Source organism: Citrobacter sp. C6_1, assembly GCF_014596835.2.
Taxonomy (GTDB): Bacteria; Pseudomonadota; Gammaproteobacteria; order Enterobacterales; family Enterobacteriaceae; genus Citrobacter; species Citrobacter pasteurii.
Genome location: NZ_CP115031.1, coordinates 1,821,600 through 1,846,931, shown reverse-complemented (window position 1 = coordinate 1,846,931; position 25,332 = coordinate 1,821,600). Strand labels below are relative to the sequence as shown.

The 25,332-nt window shown below is 52.4% G+C and carries 30 protein-coding genes and 1 pseudogene; 21 read left to right on the top strand and 10 right to left on the bottom strand.

Going from position 1 to position 25,332, the window contains the following annotated elements; all coding sequences use genetic code 11:
* The first annotated feature begins 76 nt into the window (after positions 1-76).
* Positions 77-190 carry a hypothetical protein gene (locus IB196_RS08985; protein ID WP_137378369.1) on the top strand — a complete coding sequence of 38 codons (114 nt, stop codon included), beginning with the start codon at positions 77-79 and terminating at the stop codon, positions 188-190.
* Positions 187-411: a DUF2594 family protein gene (locus IB196_RS08980; RefSeq protein ID WP_005127733.1), complete on the top strand. Its 225-nt coding sequence runs from the start codon at positions 187-189 to the stop codon at positions 409-411. The genes IB196_RS08985 and IB196_RS08980 overlap by 4 nt, the downstream gene beginning before the upstream one ends.
* Positions 412-477: 66 nt before the next feature.
* Here IB196_RS08980 and sdiA read toward each other — a convergent pair whose 3' ends face one another.
* The 8 genes from sdiA to IB196_RS08940 all read right to left on the bottom strand — a co-directional run bounded on the left by sdiA (position 478) and on the right by IB196_RS08940 (position 8,000).
* Complete coding sequence (gene sdiA, locus IB196_RS08975; RefSeq protein ID WP_149691536.1) at positions 478-1,200, bottom strand: transcriptional regulator SdiA; 723 nt, start codon at positions 1,198-1,200, stop codon at positions 478-480.
* A 231-nt stretch (positions 1,201-1,431) separates the two neighbouring features.
* Entirely contained in the window at positions 1,432-2,184 is a 753-nt protein-coding gene (gene tcyN, locus IB196_RS08970) for an L-cystine ABC transporter ATP-binding protein TcyN (RefSeq protein ID WP_188231698.1), read from the bottom strand.
* Positions 2,181-2,849, bottom strand: a complete 669-nt coding sequence (gene tcyL / locus IB196_RS08965; RefSeq protein WP_005127736.1) for a cystine ABC transporter permease — start codon at positions 2,847-2,849, stop codon at positions 2,181-2,183. The genes tcyN and tcyL overlap by 4 nt, the downstream gene beginning before the upstream one ends.
* A gap of 21 nt (positions 2,850-2,870) precedes the next feature.
* A complete protein-coding gene (gene dcyD / locus IB196_RS08960; RefSeq protein WP_115643231.1) occupies positions 2,871-3,857 on the bottom strand; it encodes a D-cysteine desulfhydrase in 987 nt (328 codons plus the stop codon).
* Between the two features lie 155 nt (positions 3,858-4,012).
* Positions 4,013-4,813: a cystine ABC transporter substrate-binding protein gene (gene tcyJ / locus IB196_RS08955; protein ID WP_005127738.1), complete on the bottom strand. Its 801-nt coding sequence runs from the start codon at positions 4,811-4,813 to the stop codon at positions 4,013-4,015.
* Between the two features lie 214 nt (positions 4,814-5,027).
* The gene (gene fliZ, locus IB196_RS08950; protein ID WP_005127739.1) at positions 5,028-5,579 is read right to left on the bottom strand and encodes a flagella biosynthesis regulatory protein FliZ; all 552 of its coding nucleotides are present in this window, start codon (positions 5,577-5,579) and stop codon (positions 5,028-5,030) included.
* 57 nt (positions 5,580-5,636) lie between these two features.
* Positions 5,637-6,356 carry an RNA polymerase sigma factor FliA gene (fliA, locus tag IB196_RS08945; RefSeq protein WP_005127740.1) on the bottom strand — a complete coding sequence of 240 codons (720 nt, stop codon included), beginning with the start codon at positions 6,354-6,356 and terminating at the stop codon, positions 5,637-5,639.
* Positions 6,357-6,518: 162 nt separating this feature from the next.
* The gene (locus tag IB196_RS08940) at positions 6,519-8,000 is read right to left on the bottom strand and encodes a FliC/FljB family flagellin (protein WP_188235313.1); all 1,482 of its coding nucleotides are present in this window, start codon (positions 7,998-8,000) and stop codon (positions 6,519-6,521) included.
* Between the two features lie 255 nt (positions 8,001-8,255).
* On the opposite strand from IB196_RS08940, the gene fliD reads away from it, so the two are divergent.
* From fliD to amyA, 4 genes are all read left to right on the top strand, one after another.
* The gene (gene fliD, locus IB196_RS08935; RefSeq protein ID WP_040232447.1) at positions 8,256-9,659 is read left to right on the top strand and encodes a flagellar filament capping protein FliD; all 1,404 of its coding nucleotides are present in this window, start codon (positions 8,256-8,258) and stop codon (positions 9,657-9,659) included.
* Positions 9,660-9,674: 15 nt separating this feature from the next.
* The gene (fliS, locus tag IB196_RS08930; RefSeq protein ID WP_005127744.1) at positions 9,675-10,082 is read left to right on the top strand and encodes a flagellar export chaperone FliS; all 408 of its coding nucleotides are present in this window, start codon (positions 9,675-9,677) and stop codon (positions 10,080-10,082) included.
* Positions 10,082-10,453: a flagella biosynthesis regulatory protein FliT gene (gene fliT, locus IB196_RS08925; protein ID WP_005127745.1), complete on the top strand. Its 372-nt coding sequence runs from the start codon at positions 10,082-10,084 to the stop codon at positions 10,451-10,453. Before fliS ends, fliT begins: the two co-directional genes overlap by 1 nt.
* Positions 10,454-10,521: 68 nt before the next feature.
* On the top strand, positions 10,522-12,009 hold the full coding sequence (amyA, locus tag IB196_RS08920) for an alpha-amylase (protein ID WP_188231701.1): 1,488 nt from the start codon (positions 10,522-10,524) through the stop codon (positions 12,007-12,009).
* 40 nt (positions 12,010-12,049) lie between these two features.
* On the opposite strand, the gene yedD is transcribed toward amyA, so the two are convergent.
* Positions 12,050-12,463: a lipoprotein YedD gene (gene yedD / locus IB196_RS08915; protein WP_188231715.1), complete on the bottom strand. Its 414-nt coding sequence runs from the start codon at positions 12,461-12,463 to the stop codon at positions 12,050-12,052.
* Between the two features lie 185 nt (positions 12,464-12,648).
* On the opposite strand from yedD, the gene yedE reads away from it, so the two are divergent.
* Positions 12,649-13,854 (top strand): selenium metabolism membrane protein YedE/FdhT, encoded by a 1,206-nt coding sequence (gene yedE / locus IB196_RS08910; RefSeq protein WP_188231702.1) that lies wholly within the window; start codon positions 12,649-12,651, stop codon positions 13,852-13,854.
* Positions 13,851-14,084, top strand: coding sequence for a sulfurtransferase-like selenium metabolism protein YedF (yedF, locus tag IB196_RS08905; RefSeq protein WP_000790504.1), 234 nt, complete (start codon positions 13,851-13,853; stop codon positions 14,082-14,084). The genes yedE and yedF overlap by 4 nt, the downstream gene beginning before the upstream one ends.
* Positions 14,085-14,141: 57 nt before the next feature.
* Here the strand turns inward: yedF and fliE are convergent, their stop codons facing one another.
* Positions 14,142-14,456, bottom strand: a complete 315-nt coding sequence (gene fliE, locus IB196_RS08900; protein ID WP_005127749.1) for a flagellar hook-basal body complex protein FliE — start codon at positions 14,454-14,456, stop codon at positions 14,142-14,144.
* 216 nt (positions 14,457-14,672) lie between these two features.
* On the opposite strand from fliE, the gene fliF reads away from it, so the two are divergent.
* The 13 genes and pseudogenes from fliF (at position 14,673) to fliR (ending at position 25,191) form a co-directional block, all read left to right on the top strand.
* Positions 14,673-16,352, top strand: coding sequence for a flagellar basal-body MS-ring/collar protein FliF (gene fliF, locus IB196_RS08895; RefSeq protein ID WP_005127751.1), 1,680 nt, complete (start codon positions 14,673-14,675; stop codon positions 16,350-16,352).
* Positions 16,345-17,340 carry a flagellar motor switch protein FliG gene (gene fliG, locus IB196_RS08890; RefSeq protein ID WP_005127752.1) on the top strand — a complete coding sequence of 332 codons (996 nt, stop codon included), beginning with the start codon at positions 16,345-16,347 and terminating at the stop codon, positions 17,338-17,340. Before fliF ends, fliG begins: the two co-directional genes overlap by 8 nt.
* Entirely contained in the window at positions 17,333-18,040 is a 708-nt protein-coding gene (gene fliH / locus IB196_RS08885; protein ID WP_005127753.1) for a flagellar assembly protein FliH, read from the top strand. The genes fliG and fliH overlap by 8 nt, the downstream gene beginning before the upstream one ends.
* Positions 18,040-19,410 (top strand): flagellar protein export ATPase FliI, encoded by a 1,371-nt coding sequence (gene fliI / locus IB196_RS08880; RefSeq protein ID WP_188231703.1) that lies wholly within the window; start codon positions 18,040-18,042, stop codon positions 19,408-19,410. The genes fliH and fliI overlap by 1 nt, the downstream gene beginning before the upstream one ends.
* Positions 19,411-19,431: 21 nt before the next feature.
* Positions 19,432-19,875 carry a flagellar export protein FliJ gene (gene fliJ / locus IB196_RS08875; protein ID WP_005127756.1) on the top strand — a complete coding sequence of 148 codons (444 nt, stop codon included), beginning with the start codon at positions 19,432-19,434 and terminating at the stop codon, positions 19,873-19,875.
* Positions 19,872-21,089 (top strand): flagellar hook length control protein FliK, encoded by a 1,218-nt coding sequence (fliK, locus tag IB196_RS08870; protein WP_149691530.1) that lies wholly within the window; start codon positions 19,872-19,874, stop codon positions 21,087-21,089. Before fliJ ends, fliK begins: the two co-directional genes overlap by 4 nt.
* Positions 21,090-21,193: 104 nt before the next feature.
* Positions 21,194-21,585 (top strand): annotated as a pseudogene (locus IB196_RS08865) (flagellar basal body-associated protein FliL).
* A gap of 4 nt (positions 21,586-21,589) precedes the next feature.
* Positions 21,590-22,594 (top strand): flagellar motor switch protein FliM, encoded by a 1,005-nt coding sequence (gene fliM, locus IB196_RS08860; RefSeq protein ID WP_005127760.1) that lies wholly within the window; start codon positions 21,590-21,592, stop codon positions 22,592-22,594.
* The gene (gene fliN, locus IB196_RS08855; RefSeq protein WP_005127761.1) at positions 22,591-23,004 is read left to right on the top strand and encodes a flagellar motor switch protein FliN; all 414 of its coding nucleotides are present in this window, start codon (positions 22,591-22,593) and stop codon (positions 23,002-23,004) included. Before fliM ends, fliN begins: the two co-directional genes overlap by 4 nt.
* Positions 23,005-23,006: 2 nt before the next feature.
* Positions 23,007-23,381: a flagellar biosynthetic protein FliO gene (gene fliO / locus IB196_RS08850; protein WP_040232452.1), complete on the top strand. Its 375-nt coding sequence runs from the start codon at positions 23,007-23,009 to the stop codon at positions 23,379-23,381.
* Positions 23,381-24,118: a flagellar type III secretion system pore protein FliP gene (gene fliP / locus IB196_RS08845; RefSeq protein WP_005127763.1), complete on the top strand. Its 738-nt coding sequence runs from the start codon at positions 23,381-23,383 to the stop codon at positions 24,116-24,118. The genes fliO and fliP overlap by 1 nt, the downstream gene beginning before the upstream one ends.
* 9 nt (positions 24,119-24,127) lie before the next feature.
* Positions 24,128-24,397 (top strand): flagellar biosynthesis protein FliQ, encoded by a 270-nt coding sequence (gene fliQ, locus IB196_RS08840; RefSeq protein WP_003030425.1) that lies wholly within the window; start codon positions 24,128-24,130, stop codon positions 24,395-24,397.
* 8 nt (positions 24,398-24,405) lie between these two features.
* On the top strand, positions 24,406-25,191 hold the full coding sequence (gene fliR / locus IB196_RS08835; protein ID WP_040232454.1) for a flagellar biosynthetic protein FliR: 786 nt from the start codon (positions 24,406-24,408) through the stop codon (positions 25,189-25,191).
* Positions 25,192-25,332: the final 141 nt, after the last annotated feature.

The window sequence follows — 25,332 nt, the reverse complement described above, 5'->3', positions numbered from 1 at the left end:
GAAATACTCGGAATAAACAATGAATGGAGAAAATATATGCACTGCAACATCTTGTTTATTTTAATCTCATTGGGTTTTGTTTGCGCAAAAAACAACCTCAGATATTTTTAGCCGAGCTTATGGTATACTCCGCCGCCTTGACGTTTGCCATCGCACTTTTTCATTGAAACATAACGAGGAAAATAAATGAGTACGCCTGATTTTTCCACTGCTGAGAATAATCAAGAACTGGCTAATGAAGTCACCTGCCTGAAGGCCATGTTAACGCTTATGCTGCAGGCAATGGGACAAGCCGATGCAGGACGCGTGATTCTTAAAATGGAAAAACAGATCGCGCTGATTGAGGACGAAACACAGGCCGCGGTATTTACCAGCACTGTTAAACAAATTAAACAGGCCTATCGTCAGTGATAAGAAACCGGCTGACAGCGATGCTCTCAGCCGGTTTTGCGTCTGACACTCAGAACGACATTTTATTCAGATAAGCCCCGTTGCGGCAGCATAACAAGCAATCTGTGTTTTGTTTGGCGCGTTAAACTTCTTCTGCATATTCTTCTGATGAAAGTTAACGGTATTTTCAGAGATCGACAGAATCATTGCTATCTCGGAAGAGGTTTTCCCCTCAGCGGTCCATTTCAGAATCTCTTTTTCGCGCTTGCTAAAACGCATCTCCGGCGCCATGACCATGTCATCTTCCAGCCGCATAAGTACTGACAGACTTTCTCGTACCAGCAGTTGCATCCTGAGCTCGACTTCATCCTGCGCATAGCGGCCATTACGCACGCTTGCGCGTGACACGGACAAAAAGCCTAGCGCCCGATTTGGCAACATTAAGCATTGCGTCATCCCCTTGCGCAGACCGTGATTACGCGCGGCGTCCCACAGCGGTTGTGCGTCACGGAACAAGGCGTCATCCCACGGTAAGTGGCCCTGACTGAAGTTTTCGGGTTTCAGTACCGGATCGATAGCGAAATAATTTTCGGATTGGTAATGTGCGACCCATGCTTTGGGATACGTCGTATGAAGTACCGTTTTAGGTCGGGTAAAGGGTACGGGATGCCGGACGCAGAGCGCATAAAAGTCGAACTCTAAGTGCTGCGTCTGATGTTGTAATTCGTCATAGACATCCTCTGCCGCCGCCATTTCCTGAAAGCGTAACAGCATGCTCCGTCGCCAGGTGAAGAAATCATGATCCTGCATACTAAGTGGTAATGCCCCTGAGATTGATAATCATCCAAATGTATGAAACAAGCTAACACATAAATGTATTTTATATATGCAAATTATCGGACAAATAAGAAATTACTTGAGTGTAACGTAACAGCCCACAATGCTGGCAGGATGAAGCAATAATAATAAAGCAGCAATTATAAATAGTTATGCAACAAGCACTCACCAAAAAAAATATTTCGATGAGTGCTCTCTGACCTTTTATTGCATCAGGAACTTTTCAAGAAACTGACGGGTTCGCGGTTGCTGCGGATGCGTGAATAATGATTTTGCAGACCCCTGCTCCACTATCTTGCCCTGATCCATAAATATCGCCCGGTCAGCAACGTCACGCGCAAAACTCATTTCGTGCGTCACAATGACCATGGTGCGTTTTTCCTGCGCCAGCTGACGAATAGTATTAAGTACTTCGCCAACCAGTTCCGGGTCAAGCGCGGAGGTCGGTTCATCAAAAAGAATAACTTCCGGACGCATAGCCAGCGCCCGGGCAATAGCGACTCGCTGCTGCTGACCGCCGGATAACCGCCGTGGATAGCTGCTCTCTTTACCCGCAAGCCCAACCTTTGCCAGAAGTTCACGCGCGCGCGCTGTCGCTTCCGCCTTCGGTTCGCCCTTCACAATTACCGGACCTTCAATAATGTTTTCCAGTACTGTGCGATGTGGAAATAAATTAAAGTTCTGGAACACAAACCCCACATGCTGGCGCAACTGGCGAATCTGTCCTTTCTGCTGGCTTAAGGAACGTGCGATATCAATGGTAATGTCTCCAACCTTGATGGTGCCCGCCTCCGGTTGTTCCAGCAAATTTATACTGCGCAACAGCGTGGTTTTGCCTGAACCGCTCGGCCCGATAATCGCCACGACTTCACCAGGCTTAACGTCCAGATCAATGCCGTGCAGTACCGTTTGCCCGTGAAATTTTTTCACCAGGTTTCTGACTTCAATAGTACTCATTTCGGATCTCTCTCCTGGCGGTTGAGCTGTTCTTCAAAATAGTTCTGCAGCGCAGAAAGCACCGTCGCCATGATCCAGTAAATCAGCGAGGCCGCCAGATACATGGTAAACACCTCCAGCGTGCGTGAAGTAATCAGCTGCGCCTGGCGGAACAGTTCCGGGACCTGGATGGTCGCGGCCAGTGATGTGTCTTTCACCAGACTGATAAAACTGTTGCTCAGCGGCGGCAATGCCACGCGTGCAGCCTGCGGTAGAATCGCCCTGCGCATCGTCTGCCACGGCGTCATACCGATACTCGCCCCGGCTTCCCACTGACCTTTATCAATGGAGGAGATGGCCGCACGCAGCGTTTCTGCCGCGTAAGCCGCGGTATTCAGCGACAGACCGATCATTGCTGCGGGGATCGGATCCAGCTCAATACCAAACTGCGGCAGACCGTAGTAGATCATAAACAGCTGGGCAATTAACGGTGTGCCGCGAAAGATAGAGATATAAAAGCGCGCCAGCCAGCGCACAGGTAACAGTGACGACAAACGCATTAGCGCCAGGATGAACCCCAGCACCAGGCCAAAAAACATCCCGCCGATGCTCAGTTGGAGCGTAAATACCGCCCCTTTCAGCAGATACGGCAGCGAATCAATGACCAGTTGGATACTTTCTTGCATGAGTATTTTTCTACCTGGTTGTCATACATGTGGATGGTAGGCAAACAACGCAGGTGCTCCACCGGTATGAATAAAGAGGATTGGCCCTTCGTCTTTAAAGCGTTTCTGGCTGATACCGTCAATCAGGCCTGCCATCGCTTTACCGGTATACACCGGATCCAACAAAATGCCCTCCAGACGAGCCAACAGTTTTACCGCCTCCATGCCTTCTTCATTTGGCGTACCGTAACCCGGCGCAAAGTAATCATCCCACAGTAAAATATCTGCCGCCGCAGTCAGCTCCAGCTCACTGGCAATGGCCTGCTGCAACGCAACGACTTTTGGTTTTTGGTCAGCAACGCTGCGCGAAACGGTGACACCGATAAGCTCAACGTTCGGCATCAATTGTTCCAGCCCTACCGCCAACCCGGCGTGCGTTCCTGCACTGCCCGACGCCACCACGACGGATGAAAGTTCTACGGCCCCTTCACACTGCTGAGCTATTTCCAGTGCGCTTTCGACATAACCCAATGCGCCCAATGCGTTAGAACCGCCAACCGGGATCACATACGGGCGGAACCCCTGCGCTTCAATCCGCGTCGCCAGTTCCTGAAGCTGCGCATTCGGATCGGTCAGCGCATCACACATTTCAATCTGAGTATTGAACAGGTCCAGCAGCAGGCGGTTACCGTTACTGAGATAATTTTCCGCAGTCGTACCTATTGGGTTCTCTAACAGCGCCACACAGTGAAGCCCCAGCTTCGCCGCGACCGCCGCCGTCTGACGCACGTGGTTCGACTGGATAGCCCCTGCGGTGATCAATGTGTCTGCGCCTTCACGCAGCGCGTCTGCGGCCAGGAATTCCAGTTTGCGCAGTTTATTGCCGCCCATCGCCATCGGCGTGACGTCATCGCGTTTAATAAAAATATCGCGGCCGAGATAATCAGAGAAACGCGGAAGATATTCGAGCGGCGTGGGCGCGCCAATAAATTCCAGACGGGGAAAGCGCGTTAAGTTATGCAGTGGCATAGAGCCTCCGGTGTTTACTCATCATCTTGTGGGCGACAAGCAGCCCAAAAGCCTGAGAGTAGAAGTTGTTGTGATGTTCTTTTTATTATGCACGTTCAGGCGCAATGGAATAAAAAAAGGCGCTGTTAAAGGCGCCTTTTTTATCCGGATGATGATTATTTCGTCACATCCGCTCCAAACCATTTTTCGGACAGGGCTTTCAGCGTGCCGTCTTTTTGCATATCGGCAATGGCTGCATCCACGGCTTTCAGCAGATCTTCATTGCCTTTACGCAGCGCCACACCAGATTCCTGGCGGGAGAAAGCTTCACCGGTCACGGCCAGTGTGTCTTTGGTTTTCTTCACCAGATCCAGCGCTGCCAGACGGTCAACCAGAATGGCATCGATACGGCCTACGCGCAGATCCTGATATTTGGTCGGGTCATCATCATAGGTACGAATATCTACGCCCTGCACGTTCTGACGCAGCCACTCTTCGTAGTTGGTTCCAAGCCCAACACCGACTTTTTTACCTTTCAGGTCCGCCGCGGTTTTAATAACGCCTTCGTTACCTTTTTTCACCAACGCCTGGATACCAGAAACCGTATACGGGGTAGAGAAATCGTATTTCTTCTTACGTTCGTCAGAGATGGTTACCTGGTTTATCACCACATCGATACGTTTGGAATCTAACGACGCCAGCATGCCGTCCCATTTGGTCGGCTTGAGCGAGGCTTTCACACCCAGATGTTTAGCCAGCTCCTCGGCAAATTCCACTTCAAAACCAGTCAGTTTGCCATCGTCACCCTGGAAACTAAACGGGGGGTAAGTCCCTTCAAGCCCCACCAGCAGCGTGCCGCGCTCTTTCACTTTATTTAACAGACCTTCGTCCGCAAATGTTTTTGCGCTCATACCAGCGACAAGTGCAACAGCCATTACACCCATCAGCGCCTGACGTCCCAGAAGTGCTAATTTCATAGTTACCCCGAATATTGTCATTAGTGACTGCTATTTATCCACAAAATCATTCGAGTTGCATCAAGGCGGCAAGCGAGTAAGTCCCCAGGAGCTTACTAAAGTAAGTGACTGGGGCGCCAACGCAGAGACAGCTTGAAGGATGACGTGTATATGACCGTAGTGTAGAGCGTTTGTCATGATCCACAAACACCACTCTGTTACACCTTATTCGTTTTTAATATATATCAGAACTGGCTGTCCAGGAGGATTTCTGCATATGCCCCATATGTGTATGGGCTTTAAACTGCTCATACTTACGTAGCGCAATGCGGTAGTTATTGGTGCTGGTTTCTGGCAGCCACGGGGCGAGGTTTTCGTCGAGGAACCCTTCCTGCAGCAGGTCATGAGAAATTTTTTGTTCGGTCAGATGATTGCCGAGACGACGCAGGCGAACAACATATTCGCGCACCGTGCCGTGGCTCATTTCGGTTTGCTCAAACAAAAATTGTTTAAAGCCGATGATGTCAAAGAAGTCGCTTTGCTCTTTGCAATGCAAATCACCGCAGAAACGGCATAACGCCACCCACTCTTTTTTCTCTTGCGCCCATTCAGCATCATCAAGCAGCGTGTCCAGGCGGGAGATGGCTATCTTATTCACAATCTGCCCGCGACGAACCAGCGTGATCCTGTCAAGCAACTTAAAGCAATGGGCGCAATGCGTCTGGCTGTGTTTGAAATCTTTGAGGTAGCGGCTTAGTGGCCGTCTTTTTGATTGCTGCACCGTCATGAGAACTCCTGGTAGTCAATACGTTATGCGGCATTGTTCAGGGGCAAAGATTCCCCCTTATAGCTTACCCAGCTTGGTGCGTAGACGTTTGATAGCCTGGCTGTGCAACTGGCTGACCCGTGATTCGCCCACTTCCAGAACAGCACCAATCTCTTTCAGATTCAGCTCTTCCTGATAGTACAGCGTCAATACCAGCTTCTCGCGCTCCGGCAATGCATCAATCGCATCCATCACGCGCTGACGGAGGTTCCCCTCAAGAAGCTGTTGTAACGGGTTTTCTTGCTGATGTTCTTCTGTCACCAGCTCAATACTATCGCCATGCTCTTCCCGCCACTCGTCGTAGGAGAAGAGTTGGCTGTTATTGGTATCAAGCAACATCTGACGATACTCTTGTACAGGGATCCCCAGACGCTCCGCCACTTCAGTTTCCGTCGCGTTGCGCCCTAATTCCTGCTCCAGTTGCCCCATCGCCTGTGCCACTTCGCGGGCATTGCGCCGAACGCTACGCGGCACCCAGTCCCGGCTGCGTAGTTCATCCAGCATAGCCCCACGAATACGCTGCACTGCGTAAGTGGTAAATGCCGTTCCTTGCAAAGCGTCATATCGGTCAACTGCATTCAATAACCCGATGCCGCCCGCTTGTAGCAGGTCATCCAGTTCCACGCTCGCCGGCAAGCGCACCTGAAGGCGCAATGCTTCGTGACGCACCAACGGTACATAACGCTGCCACAGCGAGTGTTTATCCATTACACCTTCAGCGGTATACAGTGAATTCACGATAAACAGCCCTGCGTTAAATGAGTTATCGGCATGATTATCCGTTTCTGCAGGGGTTTTAATCGGGTGAATAGTGGGTGAAATGGGGGGTTATTTGGGGGTTACGGGTAAAGCGGAATGTAAAAAACCCCGCCGGAGCGGGGTTTGCGCGATAAGTGTAAATTAACGCAGCAGAGACAGGACGTTCTGCGTGGTCTGGTTTGCCTGCGCCAGAACAGAAGTACCCGCCTGTTGCAGAATGTTTGCACGAGACATGTTGGACACTTCGGTCGCGTAGTCAGCATCTTCGATACGGCTACGGGCTTCAGACAGGTTGTTGACGGTGTTACCCAGGTTAGTGATGGTAGAGTTGAAACGGTTCTGTACCGCACCCAGGTCTGAACGCAGGTCAGCAACTTTCGCCAGCGCCGCGTCGATTTTAGCCAGCGGGCTTTCAGTTTTGGTGGTAGCCACTTCGTTCAGCGCTGCACCAGATTTGAAGTCGTGACCTTTAACGCTGGAAGCCAGGTACTGTTTGGTACCAACAGTTGCCACTTCAGTTTTACCGTTCACACCACCAAACTGAATCGCTGCCTTCTGGGGAGCGCCATTCGTGTCAGTGTAATCAACAGTTTTAGCTGTCACTTTACCTGTTTTATCGTCGTAATCTGCTGCATAGTAGTTTGCTCCCACTTTCAGGGCATAACCACCATCGATTGCTTTCCCATTTTTATCTTCAAAAGACATTTTTACCAGTGTAGTGTTAGCGCCTGTTGCAGTAGCAACACCACCTGTAACCAGTTGCCCTGCAGCCGCAGTGGTATCAACTGGTTTTGCAACCTGTACGTTGCTTATAGTATTCGTATCTGCTTTAGTAAGAGTCGTTTCTTTTTCACCAATAGTGATTGCACCAGCACTTGTTACCGTCGCTTTATAAAGACCATCACCACTAGTACCTGTGGAGCCAGTGATATTTACATAGTAATTTCCATCTTTAAACTCAATTGTGCCAGTACCACCTTTAGTTGTGGCTGCACCAGTGGCGGCTTCTAACTGTGATGCTGTCGGTGCCGTAATAGTCTGAGTTGCATCTTGGTAACCCTTAGTTACAGCAGTTGCTTTAGTGGTATAAGCATCCTGCACGCTCAGGCTATCCAGCCCCAGGGTTTTGGAGTTGATTTCTTTCAGGTTGATATCGATGGTTTCGCCATCGTTAGCACCAACCTGGATGGTCAGGGTGTTGTCTTTCGCCAGTACTTTCACGCCGTTGAACTGGGTCTGACCGGATGCGCGGTCGATTTCGTTCAGACGCTGAGTGATTTCAGCCTGGATGGAGTCGAGGTCAGACTGGGAGTTGGTACCAGTAGAAGACTGAACCGCCAGCTCACGAACACGCTGCAGGTTGTTGTTGATTTCAGACAGAGAACCTTCAGTAGTCTGCGCGATGGAGATACCATCGTTGGCGTTACGGGACGCCTGAGTCAGACCCTTGATGTTAGAGGTGAAACGGTTTGCAATCGCCTGACCTGCAGCATCGTCTTTCGCGCTGTTGATACGCAGACCGGAAGACAGACGCTCGATAGCGGAGCTCAGAGAAGACTGAGATTTGTTCAGGTTGTTCTGGGTCAACAGCGACAGGCTGTTTGTATTGATGACTTGTGCCATGATCTTTTCCTTATCAATTACAACTTGATGTTATTGGGCTGTTGCCCACGGTTTCTGACCGTAACCCATGTATCGGCACCTTAAATTCGAACTTTAGAAAATTTTTACTTTCCGCCCATTTTTTTCTTAGCCCCGGAAATACCCGCTTTAATTACCACTATTCCGCGCATTATTTTTGCAAAACTATTATTAAACTTTGCGCGCAGATTGCCGATATAGCGGTTAACTACTGTTTGCAATCACAAGGAATTAGGCATGCCTTCATTTACATCACTGGGCGTTGGCTCGAACTTACCACTGGACACATTGCTGACAAACTTAACCACTGCTGAGAAAAAGCGCTTAACGCCCATTACCCAGCAGCAGAGCGCTAACACCTCGCGTCTGACCGCGTACGGTACGCTGAAAAGTGCATTAGAAAAATTTCAAACGGCGAATACCGCACTGAACAATGCCGACCTGTTTAAAAGCACCACGGCAACCAGCAGCACAGAAGACTTAAAGGTCAGTACGACCGCCGGTGCTGCTCCCGGTAAATATACCGTCAGCGTGTCCAAACTGGCACAAGCACAGTCGCTATCAACCACGTCCAAAATTACCTCTACCAAAGAACAGTTGGGCGATACCAGTGTTGATGAACGCACCATAACGATTTCACAACCGGGTCGTAAAGAACCCCTGGAAATCAAATTAGGCAAAGGCGAAACCTCTCTGGAGGATATTCGTGATGCCATTAACGATGCGGACAGCGGTATTTCGGCAAGTCTGGTAAAGGTTAAGGAAGACGATTATCAGTTGGTGTTAACCGCGGAAAGCGGCACTGAAAGCGAAATGACCATCTCCGTCTCGAATGATTCGAAACTGAGCGATTTACTGTCCTATGACAGCAAAGCGGGCAGCGGCAAAATGAAGCAACTGGTCGGTGCGCAAAATGCGCAGTTGACCGTCAACGGCATTGATATTGAACGTCAAAGCAATACCGTAACTGACGCACCGCAGGGCATCACGCTGCAACTGACCAAAGAAGTAAAAGATGCCTCTATCACGGTAACAAAAAGTGATGAAAAGGCCACAACGGCAATTAAAGCCTGGGTGGAAGCCTATAACTCACTGGTGGATACCTTTGGTACGCTGACTAAATATAAAGAAGTTGAACCGGGTGAAGCGGCCAGTACAGATAACGGCGCGTTACTGGGCGACAGTGTTCTCCGTACCATTCAAAACGGTATTCGTGCGCCATTTGCTAACAGCGGCAGCGAGTCCCCGTTTAAAACCATGTCTGAGATTGGCATTACTCAGGATGGCGGCACTGGCAAGTTAAAAATTGATGAAGAAAAACTGGCTAAGGCACTGAAAGATAACACAGCAGCGACCCGTGAACTGTTGGTGGGTGACGGCAAAGAAACCGGTATTACCACCAAGATTGCCACCGAAGTAAAAAGCTATCTGGCCGATGACGGTATTATCGACAATGCGCAAGACAATATTAACGCCAACCTGAAACTGCTGACAAAGCAGTATCTGACCGTGAGTAACAGCATTGATGAAGTCGTGGCTCGCTATAAAGCACAGTTTACCCAACTCGATTCCATGATGAGTAAGCTGAACAGCACCAGTACCTATCTGGGCCAACAATTTTCAGCGATGAATAATTCCTGATAACACGAGGTAAGCATGTATACCGCGAGCGGTACCAAAGCCTATGCACAGGTCAGCGTGGAAAGCGCCGTGATGAGCGCCAACCCGCATCAGTTGATCGAAATGTTGTTTGATGGCGCACATAGCGCCCTGGTGCGCGCTCGTCTGTTTATGCAGCAAGGCGATATCGTTGCCAAAGGTGAAGCATTAAGCAAGGCAATCAATATCATCGATAATGGTTTGAAGGCGGGTCTGGACCACGAAAAAGGAGGAGAGATCGCCACCCATCTTTCTTCGTTGTACGACTATATGGTTCGCCGTTTATTACACGCAAATCTAAATAATGATTGTCAGGCGATTGAAGAAGTCGAAGGGTTGCTCGGAAACATCGCGGATGCCTGGAAACAGATCTCACCAAACGCGTCGTCCCAGGAGTCCCGTTAATGACCTCAGCCGTGGAGTTTATCAACCGTTGGCAGCGCATTGCGCTGCTCAGTCACTCGCTGCTGGAACTGGCACAGCGAGGTGAATGGGACCTTTTACTGGAACAGGAAGTTACCTATCTGCAAAGTATTGAAGTGGTCATGGAAGAACAAACTCCATCAGGCATTACGCGAAGCGTTCAGGATTTGATTGCCGGGTATATTAAACAGACGCTGGATAACGAACAGTTGCTTAAAGCATTACTGCAGCAGCGTCTGGATGAACTCAGTACGCTGATCGGTCAGTCAACCCGCCAGAAGACGCTAAATAACGCCTACGGTCGGCTTTCCGGTATGTTGCTGGTTCCTGATGCCCCAACTGCCCCACAATAATTTCCCGTTACGTCTGAAAAATCCTCCATACTCCAGAAGTCGGCCAAACGGCTTCTGGAGCACGGAAGATGAAAAATCCCACCTTATTGCAGTACTTCCACTGGTATTACCCTGATGGCGGCCAGCTCTGGTCGGAACTCGCCGCACACGCGGGTGGACTTAACGATATCGGCATCAATATGGTATGGCTGCCCCCAGCCTATAAAGGCGCGTCCGGCGGATACTCCGTTGGCTATGACTCCTACGATCTGTTTGATTTAGGCGAATTCGACCAGAAAGGCACTATTGCCACCAAATACGGCGATAAAAATCAGTTACTGGCGGCAATCGACGCGTTAAAGCACAACGATATCGCGGTACTGCTGGATGTGGTGGTCAACCACAAAATGGGAGCCGATGAGAAAGAACACATTCAGGTTCAGCGCGTAAACGCCGATGACCGTACACAGATAGATGACGAGATTGTCGAATGCGAGGCCTGGACGCGGTACACCTTCCCTGCCCGTGCGGGTCAGTACTCTCAATTCATTTGGGACTACAAATGCTTTAACGGCATCGATCATATTGAAAATCCCACCGAGGACGGCATTTTTAAAATCGTTAATGATTATACCGGCGAAGGCTGGAACGATCAGGTCGATGACGAACTGGGCAACTTTGACTATCTGATGGGCGAAAATATCGATTTTCGCAATCATGCCGTGACCGAAGAGCTCAAATACTGGGCACGGTGGGTGATGGATCAAACCCATTGCGATGGTTTTCGCCTGGATGCCGTCAAACACATCCCGGCATGGTTCTATAAAGAGTGGATCGAGCACGTCCAGGAAGTCGCTCCCAAACCGCTGTTTATCGTCGCGGAATACTGGTCCCATGAGGTCGATAAACTGCAAACCTATATTAACCAGGTCGAGGGGAAAACCATGCTGTTTGATGCCCCTTTGCAGATGAAGTTTCACGAAGCGTCCCGCCAGGGGCGCGATTATGACATGAGCCAGATTTTCACCGATACGCTGGTGGAGGCCGATCCCTTTCATGCGGTGACGCTGGTTGCGAACCATGACACCCAGCCGTTACAGGCGCTGGAAGCCCCGGTCGAGCCGTGGTTTAAGCCGCTGGCCTACGCGCTGATCCTGCTGCGCGAAAACGGCGTGCCGTCGGTGTTCTACCCCGATCTCTACGGTGCACATTATGAAGATACTGGCGGTGATGGCGAAACCTACACCATCGATATGCCGATTATTGAACAACTTGATGAATTAATCCTGGCCCGCCAACGCTTCGCCCACGGCGTACAAACGCTCTATTTTGATCATCCAAACTGTATCGCCTTTAGTCGCAGCGGTACGGATGATGATCCCGGGTGCGTCGTCGTGCTGTCCAATGGCGATGACGGTGAAAAGAGCATCGCGCTTGGCGCAAATTACGGCAATAAAACCTGGCGTGATTATCTGGGGAATCGCGCAGAAAGCGTAGTGACCGATGAAAACGGCGTGGCGACGTTTTTCTGTGATGGCGGCAGCGTCAGCGTGTGGGTGATTGAAGACGTGTTGTAGCACTTAACCCCGGTGGCGACAGGCTACCGGGGCGCAATACTTATGGCAGCGGTGTAGCTAACGGCGTTTTCTTTAACACCTCGGCGCACTCCTGCGTCGGGCGATCCACCCGTTGCAGCGTCATACCGTCATAATCCAGCGTATTGCCATCGCGATCGATCTCATACAGCTCGCGTTTCACCGTCACGTTGGTGAGGTCACCGGAAAGCATGGTCAATTTCCCGGGGACGGCAATCACTCGCTGCCACTGACGGCAATCCAGCGTATCCCCCTCTTTCGTGACAATCAGACTGGCAATCGCTTCCGGGCTCACCAGCGCGCGCTGCGGACCTTTAGACTGCCAGTAACCTGCCAGACCGGCAGGGGCTGGTGTTTTCACCACGTCATTATAATTTTGTACTTCGGCGCAGCCGGCAAGCACCAACAATACACCCACAATTGCTAATTTTTTCATCATTCATCCTGCATGCGAAGAAAAAGGGATTGTGGCATTAAAGCCCTGATGTCGCCAGCCTTTCGGCAGCCCGGAGAAAGATTGATCCCGACGGTGTTACCTCTTATTACTCATAGTCAAAAATTCTGATCGGTGTAATATCCACGCTTCTTGTTACATACCTTCTGAGTTCAGAGTCAAAACGCATGTCATGGCAACACTTCAAACAGGCCTGGTTAATTAAATTTTGGGCCCCTGCCCCTGCGGTTATCGCAGCGGGTATTCTCTCCACTTACTATTTCGGCATTACGGGAACCTTCTGGGCCGTTACCGGCGAATTTACCCGCTGGGGTGGGCAAATCCTGCAACTGTTTGGCGTGCACGCCGAAGAGTGGGGATACTATAAACTGATCCACCTCGAAGGCTCGCCCCTGACCCGTATCGACGGGATGATGATCCTCGGTATGTTCGGCGGCTGTTTTGCCTCCGCGCTGTGGGCCAACAACGTCAAATTACGCATGCCGCGCAGTCGGATCCGTATTCTGCAGGCGGTGGTCGGCGGGATGATCGCCGGTTTCGGCGCCCGTCTGGCAATGGGCTGTAACCTGGCCGCGTTTTTTACCGGTATTCCACAGTTCTCGCTGCATGCCTGGTTCTTCGCGCTGGCGACGGCAATGGGTTCATGGTTTGGCGCCCGCTTTACCCTGCTACCGATGTTTCGTATTCCGGTTAAAATGCAGAAAGTTTCCGCCGCCTCGCCGCTGACGCAAAAACCTGAACAAGCGCGTCGTCGTTTCCGCCTCGGTATGCTGGTATTTATCGGCATGATCGGCTGGGCGCTGCTGACCGCAATGGACAAGCCGAAGCTGGGTCTGGCCATGTTGTTTGGCGTTGGGTTCGGCCTGCTGATTGAACGGGCGCAAATCTGCTTTACCTCGGCCTTCCGCGATCTGTGGATTTCCGGGCGCACCCATATGGCAAAAGCCATTATCTTCGGCATGGCGGTGAGCGCCATTGGTATCTTTAGCTATGTGCAGCTGGGCGTTGAGCCGAAGATTATGTGGGCCGGTCCAAATGCGGTGATCGGCGGCTTACTGTTTGGTTTCGGTATCGTGCTGGCGGGCGGGTGTGAGACCGGCTGGATGTACCGCGCGGTTGAGGGCCAGGTGCATTACTGGTGGGTGGGACTGGGTAACGTTATCGGCTCGACCATTCTGGCTTACTACTGGGATGACTTTGCCCCTGCCCTTGCCACTCGCTGGGATAAAGTGAATCTGCTTGACACCTTTGGGCCGCTCGGCGGGCTACTGGTGACTTATCTGCTGTTGTTTATCGCATTGATGCTCATCATCGGTTGGGAAAAACGTTTCTTCCGCCGCGCCGGGCTGACGCCTGCTAAGGAATCCGCATGAAAAATATCGTACCTGATTATCGCCTCGACATGGTCGGTGAACCGTGTCCTTACCCGGCGGTCGCCACGCTGGAAGCCATGCCGCAGTTGAAGAAAGGTGAAATTCTGGAAGTGGTCAGCGATTGCCCGCAGTCAATCAACAATATTCCGCTGGATGCGCGTAACCATGGGTATACGGTGCTGGATATTCAGCAGGATGGACCAACTATTCGCTATCTGATTCAAAAATAATAAGTGTTTGCCGGATAGCGCTGTGCGTATCCGGCCTACATTCTCTGCTTGTTGCACCTACACCTGCATCGACATCACTTCCTGGTAGGCTGATACCAGTTTGTTACGCACCTGAATGCCCATCTGCATCGAAACCGACGCTTTCTGCATATCGGTCATCACATCATTCAGCGCAATGCCTGGTTCACCCAGGGTAAATTTTTCAGCCTGAACGCGAGAGGCGGTTTGCACATCGCTGATTCTGTCCAATGCCGCGTGCAGTTGACCGGCAAAACTCACGGTCGATTGTGGCTGCACATCCTGCATTTTCGCTGACATTGCCGTGGCCTGTAGCTGACTGATAACCCCTTCAATCCCCTGTATTGCCGACATTCTGATCCCCTGGATGATTTTTTACGTAGCAGAGATTACCAGTTCGTCAATAAGATAAAGGCGCTAAATAACGATAAAAAACCTCGGTTTTTAACGCATAGAAAAATTCGAAACCGCAAATAATGAGACCGTCAATTTTTCGAGTTTGCTGACCCGGGAGTGAGTCTTGTTCCACTTTGCAAAAAACGCCGTCCACGATAAGCCACGAGGTGCGAGATGAGTGCGACAGCATCGACTGCAACCCAACTGAAACCTCTCGAGTGGTTAAATCGCCTGCGCGCGAATCCCAAAATCCCTCTGATTGTGGCGGGTGCCGCTGCCGTCGCTATCATCGTTGCAATGGTTCTGTGGGCCAAAACACCTGACTACCGCACACTGTTCAGCAACCTATCCGATCAGGACGGTGGCGCGATTGTCACGCAGCTGACGCAGATGAACGTTCCTTATCGTTTCACTGAGGGAAGCGGCGCCATTGAAGTCCCTGCTGATAAAGTTCACGAACTGCGTTTACGTCTGGCACAGCAAGGGCTGCCGAAAGGCGGCGCGGTGGGCTTTGAGTTACTGGACCAGGAAAAGTTTGGTATCAGCCAGTTTAGCGAGCAGGTCAATTACCAGCGAGCTCTGGAAGGCGAATTAGCCAGAACCATTGAAACACTGGGGCCGGTAAAACGCGCCCGTGTCCATCTTGCGATGCCCAAACCGTCACTGTTCGTACGTGAACAAAAGGCTCCTTCTGCCTCCGTCACGGTAAACCTGGAGCCGGGTCGAGCACTGGACGAAGGCCAGATTAGCGCGGTAACGCATCTGGTCTCCAGCGCTGTCGCAGGCTTACCGCCGGGCAACGTGACGCTGGTCGATCAGGCAGGACATCTGTTAACGCAGTCGAACACCAGCAGCCGCGACCTGAACGATGCGCAGCTGAAATATGCCAGCGATGTTGAAGGTCGCGTACAGCGTCGTATTGAATCAATTCTGTCGCCAATTGTCGGTAACGGCAACGTACATGCACAGGTTACCGCACAGCTGGATTTTGCCAACAAAGAGCAAACCGAAGAGAAGTACAGCCCAAATGGCGACGACTCACAGGCTGTTCTGCGCTCACGCCAGCTTAACGTCAGCGAGCAGATAGGAAGCGGAGCGCCTGGCGGCGTACCGGGCGCACTGTCTAACCAGCCCGCGCCGGCGAATACGGCCCCGATTAATACGCCACCGGCAAATCAGCAAAATGCGCAGAATGCACAGAATGCGCAAACGGCAAATAACGCCAATGCCGGCCCGCGCAGCACGCAGCGTAACGAAACCAGCAACTATGAAGTTGACCGTACCATTCGTCACACCAAGATGAATGTGGGTGATGTGCAGCGCCTGTCGGTGGCGGTAGTGGTCAACTATAAAACGTTACCGGATGGCAAACCGCTGCCATTAACCGCCGACCAAATGAAACAAATTGAGGACCTGACCCGCGAGGCCATGGGCTTCTCTGAAAAACGCGGCGATACCCTGAATGTCGTGAATTCCCCCTTCACCGCGAGTGATGACATGGGCGGAGAGCTTCCATTCTGGCAACAGCAGTCCTTTATTGAACAGCTGATGGTAGCCGGTCGTTGGTTACTGGTTCTGCTGGTGGCCTGGATCCTGTGGCGTAAAGCGGTTCGTCCGCAGTTGATGCGTCGCAGCGAAGAGGTCAAAGCCGCACAAGAACAAACACGTATTCGCCAGGAAACGGAAGAAGCGGTTGAAGTTCGCCTCAGCAAAGACGAGCAGACCCAGCAACGCCGTAACAACCAGCGGCTGGGTGCTGAAGTCATGAGCCAGCGTATTCGTGAAATGTCAGATAACGATCCGCGCGTCGTGGCGCTGGTCATTCGCCAGTGGATAAATAACGAACATGAGTAATCTTAGCGGCACCGATAAAAGCGTCATCTTATTGATGACCATTGGCGAAGATCGCGCGGCGGAGGTCTTTAAGCACCTTTCCACGCGCGAAGTACAGGCCCTCAGTACGGCAATGGCCAACGTGCGTCAGATCTCCAACAAACAGTTGACGGAAGTTCTGGCCGAATTTGAACAAGAAGCCGAGCAGTTTGCCGCACTGAACATCAACGCCAACGAATACCTGCGCTCCGTGCTGGTAAAAGCGTTGGGCGAAGAACGTGCCTCCAGCCTGCTGGAAGACATTCTGGAAACTCGCGATACCACCAGCGGCATTGAAACGCTCAACTTTATGGAGCCACAAAGCGCCGCCGATCTTATTCGCGACGAGCACCCGCAGATTATCGCCACCATTCTGGTTCACCTCAAACGGGCCCAGGCCGCCGATATTCTGGCGCTGTTCGACGAGCGCTTACGCCACGATGTCATGCTGCGTATCGCGACTTTCGGCGGCGTACAGCCTGCCGCACTGGCAGAACTGACCGAAGTGCTGAACGGCCTGCTCGATGGCCAGAACCTCAAACGCAGCAAAATGGGCGGCGTGAGGACAGCAGCAGAAATTATCAACCTGATGAAGACGCAGCAGGAAGAAGCAGTTATTACCGCGGTGCGCGAATTCGACGGCGAGCTGGCGCAGAAAATTATCGACGAGATGTTCCTGTTCGAAAATCTGGTGGATGTCGACGATCGCAGCATCCAGCGTCTGTTGCAGGAAGTGGATTCCGAATCGCTGCTGATAGCCCTGAAAGGTGCCGAACAACCATTGCGCGAGAAGTTCCTGCGCAACATGTCGCAGCGTGCCGCCGATATCCTGCGCGACGATCTTGCCAACCGAGGTCCGGTACGTTTGTCGCAGGTGGAAAACGAACAGAAAGCGATTCTGCTCATCGTACGTCGTCTGGCCGAGACCGGCGAGATGGTGATCGGCAGCGGCGAGGATACCTATGTCTAACGATCTGCCATGGAAAGTCTGGACGCCTGACGACCTCGCCCCGCCAATGGCGGAGTTCGTACTGGCCGATCATACCGACGATCAGCCGTCCGACGAGACAGAAGAGCCACAGCTATCTGCGGAACAACAGCTTGAGCAGCAGTTGGCGCAAATGCAGCTCCAGGCCCATGAGCAAGGATATAACGCCGGCCTGGCTGAAGGTCGGCAAAAAGGGCACGAACAAGGTTATCAGGACGGACTGGCCCAGGGGCTGGAACAAGGTCAGAACCAGGCTCGCGCCCAACATGCGCCGATTCATGCCCGCATGCAGCAACTGGTCAGTGAGTTTCAGAATACACTGGATGCCCTGGACAGCGTCATTGCATCGCGCCTGATGCAAATGGCACTGGAAGCCGCGCGCCAGGTTATCGGCCAGACACCCATCGTGGATAACGCCGCGCTGATTAAGCAAATCCAACAGCTGTTGCAACAGGAGCCGCTGTTTAGCGGTAAACCGCAGTTGCGCGTCCATCCGGACGATCTGCAGCGGGTAGAAGAGATGCTGGGGGCGACCCTCAGTCTGCACGGCTGGCGACTGCGTGGCGATCCAACGTTGCATCACGGTGGCTGTAAAGTCTCTGCTGACGAAGGCGATCTGGACGCCAGTGTTGCAACCCGCTGGCAAGAACTCTGCCGTCTGGCAGCGCCGGGAGTCGTGTAATGACCACTCGCCTGACTCGCTGGCTCAACACGCTGGACAACTTCGAAGAGAAAATGTCGCTGCTGCCTGCGGTGCGTCGTTACGGGCGTCTGACCCGCGCCACCGGACTGGTACTGGAAGCCACAGGTCTGCAGTTACCGCTGGGTGCCACCTGCGTTATTGAGCGTCAGGATGGCAACGAAACCCAGGAAGTCGAAAGCGAAGTAGTTGGCTTTAATGGTCAACGCCTGTTTCTGATGCCGCTCGAAGAGGTCGAAGGCGTTCTGCCGGGCGCGCGCGTTTACGCGAAAAACATCGCCGGCGAAGGGCTGCAAAGCGGAAAACAATTACCGCTGGGCCCTGCCCTGCTGGGGCGTGTTCTCGATGGCAGTGGGAAGCCGCTTGATGGGCTGCCTGCCCCCGACACCACGGAAACAGGGGCGCTAATCACCCCGCCATTTAACCCCCTGCAACGTACCCCGATTGAACACGTGCTGGATACTGGCGTACGACCTATCAATGCGCTGTTAACCGTCGGGCGCGGTCAGCGAATGGGGCTTTTCGCCGGTTCAGGTGTGGGGAAAAGTGTTCTGCTCGGCATGATGGCACGCTATACCCAGGCTGACGTCATTGTTGTCGGTCTGATTGGCGAGCGTGGACGCGAAGTTAAAGATTTTATTGAAAATATTCTTGGCGCCGAGGGACGTGCACGCTCGGTGGTGATCGCTGCTCCGGCGGACGTTTCCCCGCTGTTGCGTATGCAGGGTGCAGCCTACGCCACGCGCATCGCCGAAGATTTTCGCGATCGCGGCCAGCACGTGCTGCTGATTATGGATTCCCTCACCCGTTATGCAATGGCACAGCGTGAAATCGCACTGGCGATCGGCGAACCTCCGGCAACGAAAGGCTATCCGCCCTCGGTGTTTGCTAAATTACCCGCACTGGTTGAACGGGCTGGTAACGGTATTCATGGTGGCGGTTCCGTGACCGCATTTTATACCGTACTGACCGAAGGCGATGACCAACAGGACCCTATTGCTGATTCCGCCCGTGCCATTCTCGACGGCCACATTGTCCTGTCCCGTCATCTGGCAGAGGCGGGTCACTATCCGGCCATTGATATTGAAGCCTCAATCAGCCGCGCAATGACCGCATTGATCAGCGAGAAACATTATGCGCGGGTACGCAACTTTAAGCAGCTACTGTCCAGTTTCCAGCGTAACCGCGATCTGGTCAGCGTAGGCGCCTACGCCAAAGGCAGCGATCCCATGTTGGATAAAGCCATTGCCTTATGGCCACAACTGGAAGCATTTTTACAGCAAGGCATCTCTGAACGAGCCGACTGGGAAGACTCCCTGCAGGCTTTGGATCTGATTTTCCCTGGTGTGTGATTAAGCAGGAGAGCATAGGTCATGGCACAACATGGTGCGCTGGCAACACTTAAAGACCTGGCTGAAAAAGAAGTCGATGACGCAGCTATCTTATTAGGCGAGATGCGCCGCGGATGTCAGCAGGCGGAAGAGCAGTTGAAGATGCTGATCGATTATCAGCATGAATATCGCAACAATCTTAATAGCGATATGGGTCAGGGTATCACCAGTAATCGCTGGATTAACTATCAACAATTTATTCAGACGCTGGAAAAAGCGATTGAGCAACATCGCCAACAACTCAACCAATGGACGCAGAAAGTAGACCAGGCGCTGAGCAGTTGGCGCGATAAAAAGCAGCGACTGCAGGCATGGCAGACTCTGCAGGACAGGCAAACCACAGCCGCGTTACTGGCTGAAAACCGCCTGGATCAGAAAAAAATGGATGAATTTGCTCAGCGTGCAGCTATGAGGAAACCCGAATGATTACTTTACCCCAACTGATTACCACCGACACCGACGTAGCCGCAGGTCTTCAGTCAGGCAAAGCGGTAGATTCCCCCGAGGATTTTTTAGCGTTGCTGGCAGGTGCATTAGGTGCAGGCGATGCACAGGGTAAAGATGCCCCGCTGTCGCTGGCCGATTTACAGGCCGCAGGCAGCAAACTGCAAAAAGGGTTATTGCAAAAGAATGGTGATACCGCGCAGACGGTAAAATTAGCCGATCTGCTGGCACAAAAAGAGGTCCAAACCGAGGCGTCGCTGACCGACCTGACTGATGCACAACAGCTGTTGTCTGCGCTCACGCCGTCACTGAAGGTTAATGCCCTGACAACACTGGGTAAAACCGCACAGCAGGATGAAAAAACAGTCCGTCTGAGCGATGACGATCTCGCCAACCTGAGTGCGCTGTTCGCTATGCTGCCGGGGCAACAGGTGACCACTCCGGCTGTTGATGCCACCCCAGCCCCGGCGGATACGACGCTGTCGGTGCTGTTACGTGGTAATACCCCCAACACGACTACCGATAGCGCCAGTGAATTACTGACCGGTGAAGGGAAAAAAGGTAAAGCAGATACAGCGATGCATACCAGTGGCGCGGATCAGACCAATAATGTTGGTTTAACGCCATTAACGGTAGCGGCAGCTACGCGCGCGGAGATTGAAAGTTCACCGTCACCAACCAGCGTTGGCGCAACAATAGCTCCGCTGGCTGGCACACAGACACATGCGCAGCCGTTACCGACTGCCGCGGCACCGGTATTGAGTGCCCCGCTGGGAAGCCATGAATGGCAGCAATCACTGAGTCAGCACGTCACGCTGTTCACCCGCCAGGGCCAGCAAAGTGCGGAATTGCGCTTACATCCGCAGGATCTGGGGCAAGTGCAGATTTCCCTCAAGCTCGATGACAACATGGCGCAACTACAAATGGTCTCGCCTCATAGCCACGTGCGCGCGGCGCTGGAAGCAGCATTACCGATGCTGCGTACTCAACTGGCTGAAAACGGGATCCAACTGGGGCAAAGCAGTATCAGCAGCGAAAGCTTTGCCGGTCAGCAACAGTCGCCTTCGCAGCAACAACAGGCTGGGCGTGCGCATGGACAAGATATTTTTGCTCCCGAAGATGATGCTGTTCTGGCCACACCTGCCGCACTGCAAGCCGCGGCTCGCGGTGATGGTGCAGTAGACATCTTCGCCTAACGCCAGAGGTAGCATGATTATCCGTGTCTTTTCCACGCTTTGTCGTGGTCAGGACACGGGATAATCAGCCTATAAGCTGTACCGAAACAGGAAGCCCGTATCTGATGACTGACTCCGCGATTAACAAAAAGAGTAAACGCGCTATTTGGATCCCTCTGCTGGTGTTAATTACGCTCGCCGCCCTCGCTACTGCGGGCTATAGCTACTGGCGCATGCAGCAGCAGCCGTCCGCCAGCGTAAAAGCGGAACCGGCTCCACCGCCTGCCCCAGTGTTCTTTGCACTGGATACGTTTACCGTCAATTTAGGTGATGCAGATCGCGTGCTGTATATCGGTATCACACTGCGCATGAAAGACGAGGCGACACGCTCGCAACAGAAGAAGGCAAACAGCAGCTGATTGCCGCTATCAAAGAGACGCTCGCGACTCCGCTCGTTGTCGGGCAGCCGAAACAGGTTGTCACCGACGTTCTTTATACAGCTTTTATTCTGCGGTAAAGACATGGGCGACAGTATTCTTTCTCAGGCTGAAATCGACGCATTGCTTAACGGCGATAGCGAAACTAAAGACGAACCCATTTCCGGTATCGCAAATGAAAGCGATATTCGTCCTTATGATCCCAACACTCAGCGCCGCGTCGTTCGTGAGCGTTTGCAGGCGCTGGAGATCATTAACGAACGCTTTGCGCGCCAGTTCCGTATGGGGTTATTTAACCTGCTACGCCGCAGCCCGGATATTACAGTGGGCGCGATCCGTATCCAGCCCTACCACGAGTTTGCACGTAACTTACCGGTTCCGACCAACCTGAACTTAATCCACCTGAAACCGTTACGCGGGACAGGTCTGGTGGTGTTCTCACCGAGTCTGGTGTTTATCGCCGTAGATAACCTGTTCGGCGGTGATGGTCGTTTCCCGACGAAAGTCGAAGGCCGTGAATTTACGCACACTGAACAACGCGTAATCAACCGCATGCTGAAACTGGCGCTGGAAAGCTACAGCGACGCGTGGAAGGCTATCAACCCACTGGAAGTGGAATATGTCCGTTCCGAGATGCAGGTGAAGTTTACAAATATCACCACCTCCCCGAACGACATCGTGGTGAACACCCCGTTCCACGTTGAAATCGGCAACCTGACCGGTGAATTTAACATCTGTCTGCCATTCAGCATGATTGAACCGTTGCGCGAACTGCTGGTAAACCCGCCGCTGGAAAACTCGCGTAATGAAGATCAGAACTGGCGCAATAATCTGGTGCGTCAGGTTCAGCATTCCGAGCTGGAACTGGTAGCAAACTTTGCTGACATTCCGCTGCGGCTGTCCCAGATTTTGAAGCTGAAACCCGGCGATGTACTGCCGATTGAAAAACCCGACCGCATTATTGCTCATGTGGACGGCGTACCTGTGCTGACCAGCCAATATGGCACCGTAAATGGTCAGTATGCGTTACGCGTAGAACATTTGATAAACCCGATTTTGAATTCGCTGAATGAGGAACAGCCCAAATGAGTGACATGAATAATCCGTCCGATGAGAACACTGGTGCATTGGACGATCTGTGGGCTGACGCGTTAAACGAGCAAAAAACAACGACCACCAAAAGTGCGGCCGATGCGGTATTCCAGCAGTTAGGTGGCGGCGACGTCAGCGGTGCGCTGCAGGATATCGACCTGATCATGGATATTCCGGTCAAGCTGACCGTTGAATTGGGCCGCACCCGCATGACCATCAAAGAACTACTGCGCCTGACGCAAGGTTCGGTCGTCGCGCTGGACGGTCTGGCGGGCGAGCCGCTGGATATTCTGATCAACGGTTATTTGATTGCTCAGGGTGAAGTTGTGGTAGTCGCAGATAAATACGGTGTACGTATTACTGACATTATTACCCCATCTGAACGTATGCGTCGTCTGAGCCGTTAACGATGAATACCCAGGCCACCGTCGCTCAGCCCGCTGCTGTACCCGGATCACCGTTAGTGCAGGTCAGCGGCGCGCTGCTGGGGATCATTGTGTTGATCCTGGGAGCCGCCTGGCTGGTTAAGCGCCTGGGATTTGCCCCCAAAAGCGTCAGTACGCGTGGGCTGAAAGTTTCGGCCAGTACCTCATTAGGCCCACGTGAGCGAGTGGTAATTGTTGAGGTCGAAGACGCGCGTCTGGTGTTGGGCGTTACAGCATCGCAGATTAACGTTCTGCATACCCTCCCCCCGGCACCTGCCAGTGCAGAAGAAAAAGCGGCCTCCCCTGCGGATTTCCAGGCCATGATGAAGAGTTTGCTGAAGCGTCCTGGGAGATCCTGATGCGCCGTTTGTTATCCCTCACGCTGACGGGTTTGTGGCTTTTCAGCCCAGCAGCCCTGGCCCAACTACCGGGTCTGGTTAGCCAACCGCTGCCCGGCGGCGGACAAAGCTGGACATTGCCCGTCCAAACGCTGGTGTTTATCACCTCGCTGACGTTCCTGCCCGCTATTTTGCTGATGATGACCAGCTTCACCCGCATCATCATCGTTTTTGGCCTGTTACGTAATGCGCTGGGAACACCGTCAGCACCACCGAACCAGGTTTTACTTGGACTGGCGCTGTTTTTGACCTTTTTCATCATGTCGCCGGTGATCGACAAAATCTACGTTGATGCGTATCAACCCTTCAGCGAAGAGAAGATCTCCATGCAGGAAGCCATGGAGAAAGGCGCACAGCCGTTGCGTGAGTTTATGTTACGTCAGACCCGCGAAGCCGATCTGGCTCTGTTCGCCCGCCTGGCAAACAGCGGCCCGTTACAGGGGCCTGAAGCAGTGCCGATGCGCATTTTGCTGCCGGCTTATGTCACCAGCGAGTTGAAAACGGCATTCCAGATAGGTTTTACCATTTTCATTCCATTTCTGATAATCGATCTGGTTATCGCCAGCGTCCTGATGGCGCTCGGGATGATGATGGTGCCTCCTGCCACCATTGCACTTCCATTCAAGCTCATGCTGTTTGTGCTGGTTGACGGCTGGCAGCTGCTTGTCGGCTCGCTTGCACAAAGCTTTTACAGTTAGAGGCGCGAAATGACTCCTGAATCGGTCATGATGATGGGCACTGAGGCGATGAAAGTTGCCCTTGCCCTTGCCGCACCTTTGTTGCTGGTTGCCCTCGTTACGGGTCTTATCATCAGTATCCTGCAGGCGGCAACCCAGATTAACGAAATGACGCTGTCCTTCATTCCGAAAATTGTCGCGGTCTTTATTGCCATCATCGTTGCCGGTCCGTGGATGCTTAACTTGCTGCTCGACTACGTGCGTACGCTGTTCAGCAATATTCCCTACATCATCGGGTAAACGACGCTATGTTGCAGGTGACCAGCGTTGAGTGGCTCCACTGGCTGAATCTTTACTTCTGGCCCCTGCTGCGCATACTGGCGCTCATTTCAACGGCTCCAATACTCAGCGAACGCGCCATCCCCAAACGGGTAAAACTGGGGCTGGGATTGATGATTACCATGGTTATCGCTCCGCTGCTTCCCCCCGCAAACGTGCCTATCTTTTCTGTCGGCGCGATATGGCTGGCGATGCAGCAAATCCTGATCGGCATCGCGTTAGGGTTCACCATGCAATTTGCGTTTGCCGCGGTGCGTACCGCCGGGGAAATCATCGGTCTGCAAATGGGTCTCTCCTTCGCAACCTTCTTCGACCCGGGCAGCCGCCTGAATATGCCCGTTCTGGCACGTCTGATAGATTTGCTGGCGATGCTGCTGTTCCTCACCTTTAATGGTCACTTGTGGCTTATCTCGCTGTTAGTGGATACCTTCCATACTCTGCCTATCGGTGGCCATCCGGTTAATAGCAATGCCTTTCTCGCGCTGGCGCGGGCGGGGGGGCTCATCTTCCTCAATGGTCTGATGCTGGCTCTGCCGGTGATGACGCTGCTGCTCACACTCAACCTCGCACTCGGTTTGTTAAACCGTATGGCGCCGCAGCTATCGATATTTGTCATTGGTTTCCCTCTCACCCTGACCGTGGGTATTTCATTAATGGCTGCGCTCATGCCATTAATTGCCCCCTTCTGTGAGCGCTTATTCAGTGAGATTTTTAATTTGCTGGCTGACATCATCAGTGAAATGCCTTCAAAATAATAACCCTTATTTTTTATCCTGTCTTACTAAGGATTGTCCTAAATTCAAATACAGACAACATCCACCAGGATAACGCTGTCGCTGTTTATTTGTTTTTGCCTCCCTCACATAACGCAACATTTACTTTACTTTAAGATGTTT